The 13,867-nt window shown below is 47.9% G+C and carries 12 protein-coding genes; 5 read left to right on the forward strand and 7 right to left on the reverse strand.

Going from position 1 to position 13,867, the window contains the following annotated elements; translation table 11 throughout:
• Positions 1-406: 406 nt before the first annotated feature.
• Positions 407-700, reverse strand: coding sequence for a hypothetical protein (locus tag QUB63_RS01795; RefSeq protein ID WP_332943052.1), 294 nt, complete (start codon positions 698-700; stop codon positions 407-409).
• 292 nt (positions 701-992) lie between these two features.
• Between QUB63_RS01795 and QUB63_RS01800 the strand changes: the two genes are divergently transcribed.
• Entirely contained in the window at positions 993-2,495 is a 1,503-nt protein-coding gene (locus QUB63_RS01800; RefSeq protein WP_332943053.1) for a family 10 glycosylhydrolase, read from the forward strand.
• Between the two features lie 157 nt (positions 2,496-2,652).
• Positions 2,653-3,237 carry a Uma2 family endonuclease gene (locus QUB63_RS01805; RefSeq protein WP_332943054.1) on the forward strand — a complete coding sequence of 195 codons (585 nt, stop codon included), beginning with the start codon at positions 2,653-2,655 and terminating at the stop codon, positions 3,235-3,237.
• 234 nt (positions 3,238-3,471) lie between these two features.
• On the opposite strand, the gene argF is transcribed toward QUB63_RS01805, so the two are convergent.
• Both argF and dusB read right to left on the reverse strand, forming a co-directional pair.
• Complete coding sequence (gene argF, locus QUB63_RS01810; protein ID WP_332943055.1) at positions 3,472-4,392, reverse strand: ornithine carbamoyltransferase; 921 nt, start codon at positions 4,390-4,392, stop codon at positions 3,472-3,474.
• A gap of 68 nt (positions 4,393-4,460) precedes the next feature.
• The gene (gene dusB, locus QUB63_RS01815; protein WP_332943056.1) at positions 4,461-5,474 is read right to left on the reverse strand and encodes a tRNA dihydrouridine synthase DusB; all 1,014 of its coding nucleotides are present in this window, start codon (positions 5,472-5,474) and stop codon (positions 4,461-4,463) included.
• Positions 5,475-6,068: 594 nt separating this feature from the next.
• Between dusB and QUB63_RS01820 the strand changes: the two genes are divergently transcribed.
• From QUB63_RS01820 to QUB63_RS01830, 3 genes are all read left to right on the forward strand, one after another.
• Positions 6,069-7,661, forward strand: coding sequence for a glucose-6-phosphate isomerase (locus tag QUB63_RS01820; RefSeq protein WP_332943057.1), 1,593 nt, complete (start codon positions 6,069-6,071; stop codon positions 7,659-7,661).
• 72 nt (positions 7,662-7,733) lie between these two features.
• Positions 7,734-8,468: a response regulator transcription factor gene (locus QUB63_RS01825; RefSeq protein ID WP_332943058.1), complete on the forward strand. Its 735-nt coding sequence runs from the start codon at positions 7,734-7,736 to the stop codon at positions 8,466-8,468.
• A gap of 409 nt (positions 8,469-8,877) precedes the next feature.
• Complete coding sequence (locus QUB63_RS01830) at positions 8,878-9,933, forward strand: hypothetical protein (protein ID WP_332943059.1); 1,056 nt, start codon at positions 8,878-8,880, stop codon at positions 9,931-9,933.
• On the opposite strand, the gene QUB63_RS01835 is transcribed toward QUB63_RS01830, so the two are convergent.
• The 4 genes from QUB63_RS01835 to murC all read right to left on the reverse strand — a co-directional run bounded on the left by QUB63_RS01835 (position 9,925) and on the right by murC (position 13,732).
• Complete coding sequence (locus QUB63_RS01835) at positions 9,925-10,428, reverse strand: low molecular weight protein-tyrosine-phosphatase (RefSeq protein WP_332943060.1); 504 nt, start codon at positions 10,426-10,428, stop codon at positions 9,925-9,927. The genes QUB63_RS01830 and QUB63_RS01835 overlap by 9 nt on opposite strands.
• A 222-nt stretch (positions 10,429-10,650) precedes the next feature.
• Positions 10,651-10,998, reverse strand: coding sequence for a YbaB/EbfC family nucleoid-associated protein (locus tag QUB63_RS01840; RefSeq protein ID WP_193973579.1), 348 nt, complete (start codon positions 10,996-10,998; stop codon positions 10,651-10,653).
• 62 nt (positions 10,999-11,060) lie between these two features.
• Positions 11,061-12,017 carry a UDP-N-acetylmuramate dehydrogenase gene (gene murB, locus QUB63_RS01845; protein WP_332943061.1) on the reverse strand — a complete coding sequence of 319 codons (957 nt, stop codon included), beginning with the start codon at positions 12,015-12,017 and terminating at the stop codon, positions 11,061-11,063.
• Between the two features lie 158 nt (positions 12,018-12,175).
• Positions 12,176-13,732 (reverse strand): UDP-N-acetylmuramate--L-alanine ligase, encoded by a 1,557-nt coding sequence (gene murC / locus QUB63_RS01850; RefSeq protein ID WP_332943062.1) that lies wholly within the window; start codon positions 13,730-13,732, stop codon positions 12,176-12,178.
• Positions 13,733-13,867 lie beyond the last annotated feature (135 nt).

The following is a 13,867-nucleotide window of genomic DNA, read 5'->3' on the forward strand; positions in this document are numbered from 1 at the left end:
CAAAGCTGAGATGAGGTCGATCGGCTTTGAAATAACCGCAAGCAATGGCTTGAAAAACTAAACCTCCATTCTCATCTGGAGCGCTGCGCGGGTAATTGCTTACGATATCGGAAAATAAGCGAACTCGTAAAGAGTCTCTAGTAACAAATATGTTCCTTGGTAATCGTTCAAGACCAAAATCAATAAGTTGTTGACAGAGTTGAAATCGTCCCGACTCGGACAGACGAAAACAGAGAATCAGCAGGTATTGAAACTTTTGCCATTGACCTGTATTGTAAACATACGCACTGGGATATTTAGAACGATTGAGACTGTGAAAAAATTGAACAATTGACTCTTCTATACGTCGGATACCTACTTGAGTTGATTGACCAAATTTTAAAGTTAGTGTATTTGCCTGTTGTTCTCACCGTTCAGTGACAACTTGATAACGTTGAAATAATTGTTCAATTGTCAGATACTCTCTTAGTCTTTTGGCAGAGTCATCAACATTAGATAGACGCTGTGCGACGATCGCAAAATCAAGGGCAAGACCCAGGATATACTTCATCCGGGTAAATCGGCTACCTACATACTCCAATACGTGCTCGATGATTGTCTGTTCGCTCAAAGCCAGTTCGTCAGGCTCAAAGCCAGTTCCAAAGTGTGGCGAGAGCAGTTCTTGAATTGCTTCAATCTCACTATCAGTGCGTTCGTACATTGAAAAATTCGGGCAATTGTATACAAAATACCAGAGTTCAGTATAGGCGATCGCTATTCTAGAACACAGTTTCGCGCCATCAGTTGCTTTAATACAAAGATGTGCGAAAATGTCAAGCGGACGATCGAACCAAAAGTCCGTAAACGACAGTTAAACGCTTTCTCACACATTCCTCATGCGAAAACACAAAACATTCTATTTGTCAAGCCTGTTCGCGATCGGCTTAACAATTAGTTTTCTGCTGACTCCCGGTTGGTTATCAAACTGGTTCCCCTCACGGGCGATGGCACTTATGCCCCCACAAACCCGAACCAGCGAATTTCGCGCCTTCTGGGTAGACGCATTCAACCCAGGTTTCAAAACCCCTCAAGAAGTCACAAAGTTGATTGCAGACGCACAGCGGGCAAATGCCAACGCGATCGTCGCCCAAGTCCGCCGCCGCGGCGATGCCTTTTACACGAGTGCGATCGAACCCCGCACCCTCGATCCCAACGTTCCAGCAGGTTTCGATCCCCTCCAAGATTTGATCGACAAAGCCCACGCCGCAGGTATAGAAGTACACGCCTGGATGGTGACGCTACCCGTGGTTTCCGGCGGCAAACTTCCCCCGAATCACGTTTGGCAACAACACGGCCCAGATGCCCCTGGCAGCGACAATTGGGCGATGCTGACAGAGGGCGGCGAAGCTAAAGGTTTCCTCGATCCCGGCCATCCCGACGCCCTAGATTATACTGTTTCCGTCTATTTGGACTTGCTGAAGCGCTACGATGTGGACGGCGTACAGTTGGATTACGTGCGCTACGGCGGGCCGAATTGGGGCTACAATCCTACTTCGATCGCCCGTTTCAACCAACAAAACGCTCGCTCGGGCAAACCCGCAGCCAGCGATCCCCTGTGGATGCAGTGGCGGCGCGATCAGGTGACAAATTTAGTGCGCAAGCTTTATGTAGAAGCCCTTGCCATCAAACCGCGCGTTAAAATTACGGCGGCGACGATCGCCTGGGGAGACGGCCCAAGCAACGATGCAGGCTGGTATAAAACGCAGCCTTACCAAGAAGTATTGCAGGATTGGCGCGCTTGGCTCGAAGAAGGAATCCTAGACATGGCGATGCCGATGACTTACCAGCGCGAGTACAAGCCGCAGCAGAAGCTGGGTTACAACCACTGGATCGAGTACGCTAAAGACCACCAGTACAACCGCCAAATCGCGATCGGCCCCGGCAACTATCTCAACTACATCGAAGACACCCTAGCGCAAATCCGCCGCGCCGAAGCCCCCTCTGCGCAAGGAAATCACGTCGCGGGTACGGTGCTGTATTCCTACGCTAGCAGCAACGTGTACGCGAACGTCGAACTGCGATCGGGTGGCAGCAGCGGAGATTTGCCCCGCCAGCCTTGGAAATACGTACCCCAAAGCAACGATTTGTTTTACACCGCGCTTTCTGTGCCGAGTCAATACGTTGACGGCGCGACGGGTAAAACCATTCAAACTCAGCCTGTGTGGGCAATGCCGGCAGTCGTTCCCGATATGCCTTGGAAGTCGCGGCCGACTGCAGGCGCGATCGCCGGAAATTTGCAAAAGTGCGATCGAACTTGCGACGGCGCGAGCTTGACATTGCAGGCAATTAATGCTGGTGGCAAGGTGCGCCAACTGCGGGCGGATGGTAAAGGATGGTTTGGGGCGATCGAACTTTCTCCGGGAACATATCAGTTGAAAGTTGACGGAAGTCAAATTCAACAAACAGTTAATGTTGTTGCTGGTGAAGTCACAAAAGTGAATTTCGCCAGTTTGTAGGGCGCTTCACACCGCACCTAATTCTTCCACTCGTTACCAGGCTCTGCCTGGTAACAAAGATCCGGAGGCAGAGCCTCCAATTTTCCTTGTATAAAACTATAATTTCAAGCTATAATCAAATTATCCTGCATCAAATTGTGATTTTTTTGGTGAAGCTATGCTAATAACAGAAGCCCCTTTCACCCTCCGCAAATGGACAGTTAAAGAATATCAGAAGCTGGGAGAGATGGGATTTTTTCACCCAGAGGAACGAGTCGAATTAATTTCAGGAAATATTATAAAAATGAGTGCAAAAGGAACTGCTCATACTTCCGCAACTAGACGCACTGCGACGCTGCTGCGCGATCTTCTCGAAAACCTGGCTGCTGTCTATACTCAAGATCCGATCGCCCTCGACGACAATTCCGAACCAGAACCCGATATCGCCGTAGTTAGAATCGATCCCTTTGACTACGCCACTCACCATCCGACGCCCTCAGAAGTATATCTAATTATCGAAGTCGCAGACAGCAGCTTAGCTTACGATCGCGAAATTAAAGCCCAAATTTACGCGCGATCGGGAATAGTCGATTATTGGGTAGTAAATGTGAATGAGAGACAACTGCACGTTTTCCGAGAACCCGCCGATGATGGCTATCAAAGTGAAGTCATTCTTGAGGAAACTGCCAGCATTTCACCGCTGCAATTTCCCGCTTTTAATATTGCAATTCAGGAACTGCTGCCGCCCATTATATCAAATTGAAAACCGCTATCAAACTAATACAATATACCTGTTAAATTCATTCACTTTCCTATCTAAAATTATCTGCGTTTCTCTGCGTTGCATCTGCGGTTTCCCGAACCCTCGAAAATTCCTGCAAAAAAGCTAATAATAGCAGTCGGTTTTAACCGACTTAAGCTTTGAGCCAGGGGTTTAAACCCCTGGCGGACTGTCGGATTAGCGAGATATTTAACGACTGAAATCCTCGCTACAAACCTAATCGCTTTCGAGAATACCCGCCAGCAAAGCTTGCTGAACGTGCATCCGATTTTCCGCCTGATCCCAAACGCGCGATCGCTCACCTTCAATCACCGCATCGGTAATCTCTTCATCCCGGTGTGCCGGCAAACAGTGCAGTACAATTGCATTTTTAGCCGCCAACTCTACCAGTCGTTCATTTACCTGATAAGGCTCAAACAAAGGAATCCTGAGTTTTGCTTCCTCTTCCTGTCCCATACTTGCCCAAACATCAGTATAAATCACTTGAGAATTCTTCGCCGCAGCTTCCGCATCAGCCGTCACAGTAACCTCTGTTTTTCCGTTAGCAAGATCCTTAGCTTTTGCCACAATCTCAGGATTTGGCTGGAAATCTTCAGGACAAGCAATTCTGACATTCATCCCCGTCATTGCACAGCCCAACATCAGCGAATTCGCCATATTGTTGCCGTCGCCAAAATAAGCCAACGTCACTCCTTCCAGCTTGCCAAAACACTCTTTCACTGTCATTAAATCCGCCAGCACTTGACAGGGATGTTCGTCATCTGTCAGCGCATTAATTACAGGAATTTTTGCATAATTGGCAAAAGTTACTAAATCCTTTTGCTCGAAAGTCCGAATCGCCAAAATGTCTAAATATCGGTCTAAAACCCTCGCTGTATCGACCAAAGGTTCGCCGCGGCTGACTTGCGTGACGTTGGGATTGAGGTCGATTACTTGCCCTCCCAATTTGTACATTGCCACCGTAAAACTCACCCGCGTTCGCGTTGAAGCTTTGGAAAATAACAAGCCGAGAACTTTGTTGCGTTTCAGCTTGACCATTCCCGATTTTAAACTGGCTGCTAGATCCAGCAAATAATTTAATTCGTCAATGCTTAAATCTGCCAGACTTAATAAATCTCGCCCTTTTAATGAATCCATGCTTTTCCCCACACACAAATTTTCAACTGTGTCTTAAATCTTAGCCCGCTTTCGTCGGGCTATTTGTGTCAACCTGCGGGCAATTGCTCGATCGCGCGATCGATCGAATCGCAACCTTGTTCAACCGTTTCTACCACAGCCAACACGCCCCGCAATTCCCCAGCGCCGGGGAAACCCTTAGCATACCAGGTTAAGTGCTTGCGCGCTTGGCAGACACCGCTGTCACCCTTATATTCCCACAAAGCCCGCAGATGTTCCTTAGCACATTCGAGCCGTTCAATTGGTGTCGGAGTTATCTTTTCCACACCTGTTTTTATGAAATAATCGACTTCTCCCACTAAGAATGGATAGCCCAAAGTTCCCCGCGAACACATAACTCCGTCGGCGCCGGTTTCTTCCAGACACCGCACCGCTGCTTCTACTGAAAAAATGTCTCCGTTGGCAATAACTGGAATCGATAAAACTTCCTTAACTCGGCGAATCCACTCCCATTTTGCCGGGCCGGTGTAACCCTGCGATCGAGTGCGGCCGTGTACGGTAATCATTTTTGCTCCCGCATCTTCCATCCGTTTCGCAAATTCCAAAATATTAATTTCTTTGTCAGTCCAACCGATGCGAGTTTTAACAGTAACGGGAACCTCTACAGCTTCCACAACCGCCCGCACAATTGCCTCGGCCGTTTCCGGGTCTCGCAGCAGAGAAGAACCGCCGCCGTTTTTAGTAATTTTGTTAACCGGACAGCCCATATTAATATCAACAGTATCCGCTCCTTCTGCCACTGCCTTCTGCGCTGCTTCTGCCAAGAAATCCGGCCGGCAGTCAAACAATTGAATGCTAATCGGGCGCTCGTTTGGGTCAACTTCCATAATTCTCGGCAGTTGCTTCACGTAGTGCAAACCCGTAGCGTTCACCATTTCGGTGTACATCATCGAATCCGGCGCGTAGCGGCGCACCAGGCGGCGAAATACCAAATCGGTAACGCCGGATAAGGGCGATTGCAGGACGCGGCTTTTTACTTCAAAATCGCCGATTTTGAGCGGGGTTGCTAATCTTTCTTTTAATTCTGCTGATAGAGTAAGCATAGTCGATCGCACTTTAATTCTAATATCTGTATATTCTACTACACTTCAGGTAATGGAGAGTTGTTAATTGTATTTTTAGCCGATTGTTGAGTGGCAGCTAAAAGTATATGTAAGCAGACCGCAAGGCCTATTTTACAGCGGGCGATCGCCAGAATTTGAGTATTGTCAAACCAGGGCCCAAAGCCCAACCCCGACAACACTTAAATCTATATGCCACTCTCGCTTGACTTTCGCTCTAAGCTGTACTGCATTTAAATTGTATATTTCAATGAACTATTCCCCTTCACAGTCAAATCATCTCCCTCTCTCCCTCTCTCCCCCTCTCCTCCTCTCCCCCTCGAACATCACAGACAATCTAGATGCTAGCAAAGCCGATCTATGGGGCGTTGCCACCAATGGGCGATCTACCTACTAAGACTGTTGCGCAAGTCACATTTTTTTTTCTTTTATTCTGCTGCCGCCGAATGCCTTGAGACGACTAATGCTTAAATTTATGGGGATTCTGCAAAAGCCATACATAACATCGTTTTAAACTACAATTGGTTGATTCCCGACGACGCCGATCGAACATTATAAAAATTGTAGAGAATTCCTATGGACGCCGCAGCACTCTGGCAACGCTATCTTGACTGGCTTTACTACAACGAGGAATTGGGACTTTACCTCGATATCAGCCGCATGGGATTCGACGACGCTTTCGCAGCAGCATTGAAGCCCAAATTTGACAAAGCTTTCAAAGACATGGCAGCTTTGGAAGCAGGTGCGATCGCCAATCCCGACGAAAACCGCATGGTGGGCCACTACTGGCTGCGAAACCCCGATTTAGCTCCCACTCCAGAATTAAAACAAGAAATAATCGAAGGCATAGCACAAGTCGAAGCCTTTGTCAAGAAAGTTCAAAGCCGCGATATCAAACCGCCCTTTGCTCCGCAATTTACCGATATAATCTCGATCGGCATTGGCGGTTCAGCCCTCGGCCCTCAATTCGTCGCCGAAGCCTTATCCCCAGACATTCCGCCCCTAGCAATTCATTTTATCGACAACACAGATCCCGCCGGGATCGATCGCATCCTCAGCAAAATCAAAGACAAACTCGCCAGCACCCTAGTAATTACTATCTCCAAATCCGGCGGCACCCCCGAGCCCCGCAACGGCATGATCGAAGTTCAAAAAGCCTTCGCCGCCCAAAAACTCGACTTCGCCAAACAGGCAGTTGCCATCACCGGTACAGACAGCCAACTAGACAAATTAGCAAAATCACAAGGCTGGATTGCCAGCTTCCCAATGTCAGACTGGGTGGGAGGACGCACTTCGGAACTCTCAGCAGTAGGACTTTTGCCAGCAGCTTTGCAAGGCATCGACATTCGGGCGATGCTCGACGGCGCTAAAGTCATGGACGAAGCTACCAGAATTGCCGACATTCAACACAATCCCGCCGCCCTTTTAGCCATGTCCTGGTATTATGCCTGCAACGGACGCGGCGAAAAAGACATGGTAGTTTTGCCTTACAAAGATTCCCTGCTATTGTTCAGCCGCTATTTGCAGCAATTAGTCATGGAATCTCTAGGCAAAGAGAAAGATTTAGACGGCAACACAGTTTATCAAGGAATCGCAGTCTACGGCAACAAAGGCACCACCGACCAACACGCCTACGTCCAGCAACTGCGAGACGGCGTGCCGAATTTCTTCCTAACATTTATCGAAGTTTTGGAAGACAGGCAAGGCATTTCTGTTGAAGTAGAAACCGGCGTCACATCGGGAGATTATTTGTCTGGTTTGTTGCAGGGAACTCGACAAGCTTTGTACGAAAATCACCGAGATTCCATTACTGTCACAATTACAAAAGTCAACCCTCGGACAGTAGGAGCATTAATCGCCCTCTACGAAAGAGCCGTAGGTTTTTACGGTTCCTTGGTGAATGTCAATGCCTATCACCAACCGGGCGTCGAAGCAGGCAAAAAAGCGGCCGCTGCTGTATTGGAGTTGCAGCAACGGGTACTGCAAGTGCTCAAAGACGCTCAAACACCTCTTTCTGTAGCAGAAATAGCCAAAAAAGCAGGAAAGCCAGAGCAAATCGAGACAATTTACAAAACTCTGCGCCATTTGGCAGCCAACGGGCGCGGCGTAGCTTTGGAGGGGAAATTAGCGCAACCTGCTACTTTAACTGCAAGTTATAAAGAGAATTAAACAGTAGAATTAAAAATTAAAAGTGAAATTAATCACTTTTAATTTTTAATGTTTAATTTTTAATGTCCCCCCATGCCCTTGACGATTCTGGTTGCTGACGACGATTTCGCGACTCGCTTGTCGATTACCGATTATCTGGAAATTACCGGATACTCTGTAATCGCTGCTGAGAACGGCAAAGAAGCTTTGGGCTTGGTAGAGGAATTTCAGCCCCACTTGATTGTTACCGACATTACAATGCCCGAGATGGATGGCTACGAATTCGTGCGGCGAGTTCGGACTCGTCCCGCTTTCCGATTGCTGCCGGTGATTTTTTTGACGGAACGCACGAGCACGCAGGAACGGATTCGCGGCTATCAGATGGGGTGCGACAATTATCTGGCTAAGCCTTTTGAACTTCAGGAATTGGGGGCGGTAATTCGCTCTTTGCTCGATCGCTACGCTCTCATCGCTCAGGCACCGTCTCGTTCCCCGGAACCCGAACCGATGCCAGCAGAGGCACGCAGCAGAGCCACTGGCACGCCTGAAGCGGATTTTTTCACTCAAAAGTCAGCAACTGGCGATTCCCTACGGGATAGCTCCGCCGCGCGTGCATCTGGCAGCCACAATGCTCTGACTTTGACGCAGCGAGAGCGAGAAGTGCTAGATTTGCTGACAGAAGGTCTTTCTAATATTCTCATAGGCGATCGGCTCCACCTCAGTCCCCGAACCGTCGAAAAGCACGTCAGCAGCTTGTTCAGAAAAACTGAAAGCAACAACCGAGCAGAACTCGTTCGCTTTGCGATGGAACACCATTTAGTCAGATAACCGCAAAGGCTAAAGGCAAAAAAAATACCTGAAATTGCCGCACAAACATGAATAACATCATGCTCAACAATTACTTAAAAAATCCGAAAATTCTCTATGCTGCCGCACTAGCAGCTTCCATAATTTTCTGTATTGCCATGACATCAATGGGAATCACCAAGTTTTACAGCGTTTTACAGGGTGGAGAAAACTATGGCGATTTCCCTACCAGCGGTTTCAGTCCGATCAGACTTCTAATTAACGGTTCCTACTTAATAGCAACAGTTACATATATTATATGGTTAACTAAAAAAAAACGACAAGTTCCAGATTTTTAGATATTTGCAAGTATGCAATCCCCTTTCTGGCACTTGCCCTCATAGCTTATCCCCAAAGCAATGACATTTATATGTACTTGCAGTACGGAGCGATGAACTTACATAAAATCAATCCTTATCTTAATATTTCCTCTACATTTGTTTCTAACGTATCTCCCTTCCTCAACTGGTCACAAACTTCTACCTACGGCCCAGTTTCTCTATTCTTTTTTTCGGTATCAGCACTTGCTGTACCAATTAGCCCTTTAGTGGGAGTGTATATTTTTAAACTAATCTGCGTTCTTGTACATACACTGAATGCTTACTTAATTTGGCGATTGCTAATAAATGCCGATCGCCGCAACCAGATCGCAATGGCCTATTTAGTCAATCCAATGCTGTTGAACGAGCAAATAGCTAATGCTCACCTTGACGTTTTGGTGGCCAATACATTGATTGTTTTAATAGGATGTCTTTACTATCGGCGATATATTTTCGCAGTCTTAGCAATTTGGGTAGGCTTTCTAGTAAAGACCTTACCTATTATTTGGATGCCCTTAGTTGGGGCTTTCCTCTGCAAGCAGCGTCGATGGAAAGATTTAGCAGCATCAGTATTGCTTTCTTTATTAATTATCGCGGTGATAAATTCTACATTTTTACCAACAGTTTCAGCTTGGAAAAGTCTGTTGAATCCTGGAGTTTCGTGGGTGACAGCTCGATCTTTTCACGATGTGATAAATTTGTCTCTACATTTTTTGCCCAATGTCACTCTTAAAACCGCAAACCGCATTCAATTATTTATCAAATATTTTGCGTATTTAAGCTGGATAGTTTATTATGCAGTGACGTTAATTAAATTGGACTTCCGCCAAGATGATTCGGAAATTCATTTGGTATCAGATATTGGCTGGACGACTCTCACTTTGTTTTTGTTTGCTACACCCTGGCTAATGCCTTGGTATCCATCTATTTTGCTGCCAATTGCTGCTGTGAGTATCAATTCTCCCAATTTTGTATTGACAACTTTAACTTTTTGCTTATCAATAAGTATAATTTTGGGGGGGGGGAGATGGCAAAAGTGTACTCTCCCTAGTTACCAGTTTGCTCAGCGTTGTCCCCGCTACAGCATTGCTAATATTCCGGCGGAAGAAGGCACTTTTTTAAATTGATTCCTGGCCGCCAACTCTTGATTTTTCCTGACTGATAACGTACTCCAACAAACCTTCGGAAGCGTCCATCAGCAAATCAATTACTCGATCGAATCCTTCCGGGCCGCCGTAGTAAGGATCTGGCACTTCCTTTAAGTCGTGCTTTCGGCAAAAATCGCACATCAAGCGCACTTTATATTTATATTTTCCCGCAGGATCGAGGGCAAGAATATTCTGATAATTGTCCAGATCCATCGCCAGAATCAAATCAAAATTTTCAAAATCTTTCCTTTGAAATTGGCGGGCTTCGCCTAACAATTCAATGTCTCGCTTCCTCGCCGCCAATGCCATCCGCCTGTCAGGGGGGCTGCCAATGTGATAGCCGCCAGTTCCGGCCGAATCGCAGGTGATGCGATCGCCCAAACCAGCTTTTTCTATTAAGTGATTCATAATATTTTCTGCTGAGGGCGATCGGCAGATATTTCCGAGGCAGACAAACAGTAATTTATAAGACATTTAATTGGGGAGAAGGAAGAAGGAAGAAGGAAGAAGGAAGAAGGAAAAGGGAAGAAGTCAAGCGTGAAGTCGGAAGAAGATTTTTTTCGTCTTTTTCCCAATGTTTCCTACTTCGTACCAATCAACCAGTCATTAGCTATCAAGCCGTTAGTTAAACATAAATCACTAATGACTGATGACTGATGACTGATGACTGATGACTGATGACTGATGACTGATGGCTTAGAAACCGGGGAGATTCAATCCGCCGGTGAGTTCTTCCATTTTCTCCCGCATCGTCATCGTAGACTTAGCGTAAGCATCCTGCATCGCCACCGTGACGAGTTCAGAAACCACATCAGCACCTTCACCGAGGGCATCCGGCGAAATTTCCACCCGGCGGGGTTCTTGGTTGCCGCTGAGAAAAACCTTAACCAAGCCGCCGCCGGCAGTTCCCTCAATTTCCATTACATCCAACTCTTCTTGGAGCTTTTTAGCTCCTTCTTGAACCTGCTGAGCTTTTTTGAAAGCTTCAGTCAGTTCTTTCATTTTGCCCAGGCCGAAGCCAAATCCTTGTCCTGATTTTGTCATAACTACTTTTTGATTGTGTGTAGGCTGGCAGTCTGCCGTTTCCGCATTACTTCCATGATGCCTTAGAAGGGGAACTCTCCCAGTATTCTAACTTCTGGCTCCAACAACAGCGACCACCGCTGCTCGACTTGCTGTTGAACGTGGCGGATCACTTGAAAAATATCATTGGCCGTTGCCGACCCGCAGTTAAGAATAAAATTAGCATGGCGCTGAGCTACTTGTGCGCCGCCGATCTGATATCCCTTGAGTCCCGCTTGTTCGATCAACCAGCCTGCCGCCTTCGGGCTGGGGTTGCGGAAAACTGAGCCGCAGCTAGGCAGATGGTAGGGTTGACTCGTCCGCCGCTGGCTGAAATTGTCATTAGTTTCTGCCATTACTTGCGATCGGTCAAATCCCGGCTGCAACTGGAAAGTCGCTTCTGTTACCAGTCGATCGCCCCCTTGCAACACTGAAGTCCGGTAACGATAGCCTAAATCTTCTGGTGTGAGAATTTCCACCTTACCATTAGGGGATAGCAGGCGAGCGCTGACTAGAATATCAGCAGCACAGCCCCTGTGAGCGCCTGCATTCATCACCACAGCCCCTCCCACAGTGCCCGGTATGCCAACGGCCCATTCGAGGCCTTTCCAGCCCCGTTTAGCCGCCAACCAAGCGAGGCGGGGGATTGACTCCCCCGCCCCGGCTGTAACCTGACCTGTTTCTGCATTAAAATTTACCTGTTTCAGGTAGCGAGTGGCGACGACCAAACCGGACAAACCCCGATCGCTCACCAACAGATTAGAACCCGCGCCCAGCAGAGTCACCGGCACCCCTTCATCCTGTGCCCAGGCAAAACTCGCTTGCAAAGCCTCCATACTGCCGGGAGCGACGTACCACTCGGCCGGGCCCCCGACTCGGAAGGAAGTCAGACCCGCCAGCGAAACTTGGGAGTTAATCTTGCAGTCAGTTCCCCGCAAAGAAATAGGAGAATACACTCGCCGATTGTCCTTAACAGAGGAGTCATTCGAGATAGTCACCATCTTGAAAATCCTTAAAAATACCTGCGTTCGACGTGGTTGAAATTTGATTTACGTAACTTAACTTATCTCGCCATTTTGAGCGAGTCGCCAGACAGCAGTGTCGGTACAACCTGCACCGCCATCATTTCGATCGACTCTTGGCTCGCGGGATCTCAGAGCTAAGAGTGGCGATCGGCTTCTTGATAAAAAGCCATAACCTCTGGAATAATCTGATTCAGATTACCAGCACCCAAAAACAGAGCCAAATCCCCCGGTTGCAGATTTTGGGTTAAAAACTTACTTACCGACTCCAGGGAAGGCCGAAACACAACCTCTCGGCGTTCTTTCGCAATCAAATCAGCAACCTGCTGCCCGCTAATTTCTCCTAAATTCGGTTCCCCAGCACTATAAATATCGCAAGCCACAACCAAATCTGCATCCCCAAAAGATTGAGCAAATTCTGGCAAAAATGTCAGAGTCCGGCTGTAACGGTGCGGTTGAAAAATAGCAACTACTCTTCGGGATTTGGGATTTTTTTCGCTACCTTCGATCCGCAAGCGAGCAGCGGCCAAGGTAACGCGAATTTCGCTGGGGTGGTGGGCGTAGTCGTCCACAAACAGGATGTCATTGTGAAAACCCCGCACCTCAAAACGGCGGCGAGCTCCTTCAAAGCCGGCAATCGCTTTGGCGATCGCCGAAAACTCCAACCCCAACAATCGACCCACTGCTACCGCAGCTAGTGCATTGCTGAGATTGTGTTTGCCCAGCAACTTCAACTCCATTTCCCCCAGGAAAGCTCCTCGCTCCCAAATGCGGGCCTTGGTGCTTTCGGCTCCGTACTCCACGCCCGAAGCCGTGTAGTCAGCACCGCTGTCCGAATGCAAGCTGTAGCTGACATTCGGCCCCAGGCAGTCTTTGACGATTTGGTCGTCTATGCAGCCCACCAACGTTTGACAGTTTTGGGCAAACACCTTAAATGTGTCTATTACCTGGTCGAGGGTATCGTAATGGTCTGGATGATCCAGTTCCACGTTCGTCACTATGCCAATTTTGGCTACCAGCTTGACGAGAGAACCGTCGGATTCATCAGCCTCAGCCACTAAGTAGGGGCCTTCCCCTAAACGGGCATTGCCTTCCCAAGCATTTACCTCGCCTCCTACCACAATCGTCGGGTCTAGACCCGCAGCCATCAGCATAAAGCCGATTAAGCTGCTAGTAGTAGTTTTGCCGTGAGTCCCAGCTACGGCTATGCTTTGGTAATCTTGAATTAACGCTGCCAACACATCCGATCGATGAAAAATCGGACAGCCCAAATCTAAAGCAGCTCGATATTCGGCATTTGCCGGGTGAATTGCCGTCGAACATACAACTTGAGGCAATCCCCCAATTGCTTGGGCACTTGAACCGTTGCCGTTCAATTTGAGAGCTTCGGCTGTCGCCACGGAAGTTCCTACCGTGCCAGCGACTGCCGAGGATGCGGCTTTTTCGGGTGTCCCGCGATCGGGACTGCTACCGTTGAGAACCGTTTGAAATACTTCAAAATTGCTGGCGTCTTGACGCCAAAAAATGTGAGCTCCCATTCCTTGCAAGCGCTCGGTTATGTGACTCGATTTAATATCGGAGCCGTACACAGGCAACTTGCGTTTCGCTAGAATGTACGCAAGGGCTGACATCCCAATCCCACCAATGCCGATGAAATGAAATGGTCTCCCGCTGAAATTAACAGAACTCGGCATCTTCGCTCCTCACACACCACACCACGCCAATAACACGCGATATCATATCAAGAATTGTTTTTTCAGGATACAGTTCGCTAGAGATTTTCTACAAAATTCTCTGCGCGTCCCTAGATTTGCGGGACTTGTAGAGAT

Source organism: Microcoleus sp. ARI1-B5 (genome assembly GCF_036705795.1).
GTDB lineage: Bacteria > Cyanobacteriota > Cyanobacteriia > Cyanobacteriales > Microcoleaceae > Microcoleus.

Coding starts and splice junctions, on each gene's coding strand:
- QUB63_RS01795 (WP_332943052.1), bottom strand. CDS start 700: ATGTACGAACGCACTGATAGTGAGATTGAAGCAATTCAAGAACTGCTC.
- QUB63_RS01800 (WP_332943053.1), top strand. CDS start 993: ATGCCCCCACAAACCCGAACCAGCGAATTTCGCGCCTTCTGGGTAGAC.
- QUB63_RS01805 (WP_332943054.1), top strand. CDS start 2,653: ATGCTAATAACAGAAGCCCCTTTCACCCTCCGCAAATGGACAGTTAAA.
- argF (WP_332943055.1), bottom strand. CDS start 4,392: ATGGATTCATTAAAAGGGCGAGATTTATTAAGTCTGGCAGATTTAAGC.
- dusB (WP_332943056.1), bottom strand. CDS start 5,474: ATGCTTACTCTATCAGCAGAATTAAAAGAAAGATTAGCAACCCCGCTC.
- QUB63_RS01820 (WP_332943057.1), top strand. CDS start 6,069: ATGGACGCCGCAGCACTCTGGCAACGCTATCTTGACTGGCTTTACTAC.
- QUB63_RS01825 (WP_332943058.1), top strand. CDS start 7,734: ATGCCCTTGACGATTCTGGTTGCTGACGACGATTTCGCGACTCGCTTG.
- QUB63_RS01830 (WP_332943059.1), top strand. CDS start 8,878: ATGAACTTACATAAAATCAATCCTTATCTTAATATTTCCTCTACATTT.
- QUB63_RS01835 (WP_332943060.1), bottom strand. CDS start 10,428: ATGTCTTATAAATTACTGTTTGTCTGCCTCGGAAATATCTGCCGATCG.
- QUB63_RS01840 (WP_193973579.1), bottom strand. CDS start 10,998: ATGACAAAATCAGGACAAGGATTTGGCTTCGGCCTGGGCAAAATGAAA.
- murB (WP_332943061.1), bottom strand. CDS start 12,017: ATGGTGACTATCTCGAATGACTCCTCTGTTAAGGACAATCGGCGAGTG.
- murC (WP_332943062.1), bottom strand. CDS start 13,732: ATGCCGAGTTCTGTTAATTTCAGCGGGAGACCATTTCATTTCATCGGC.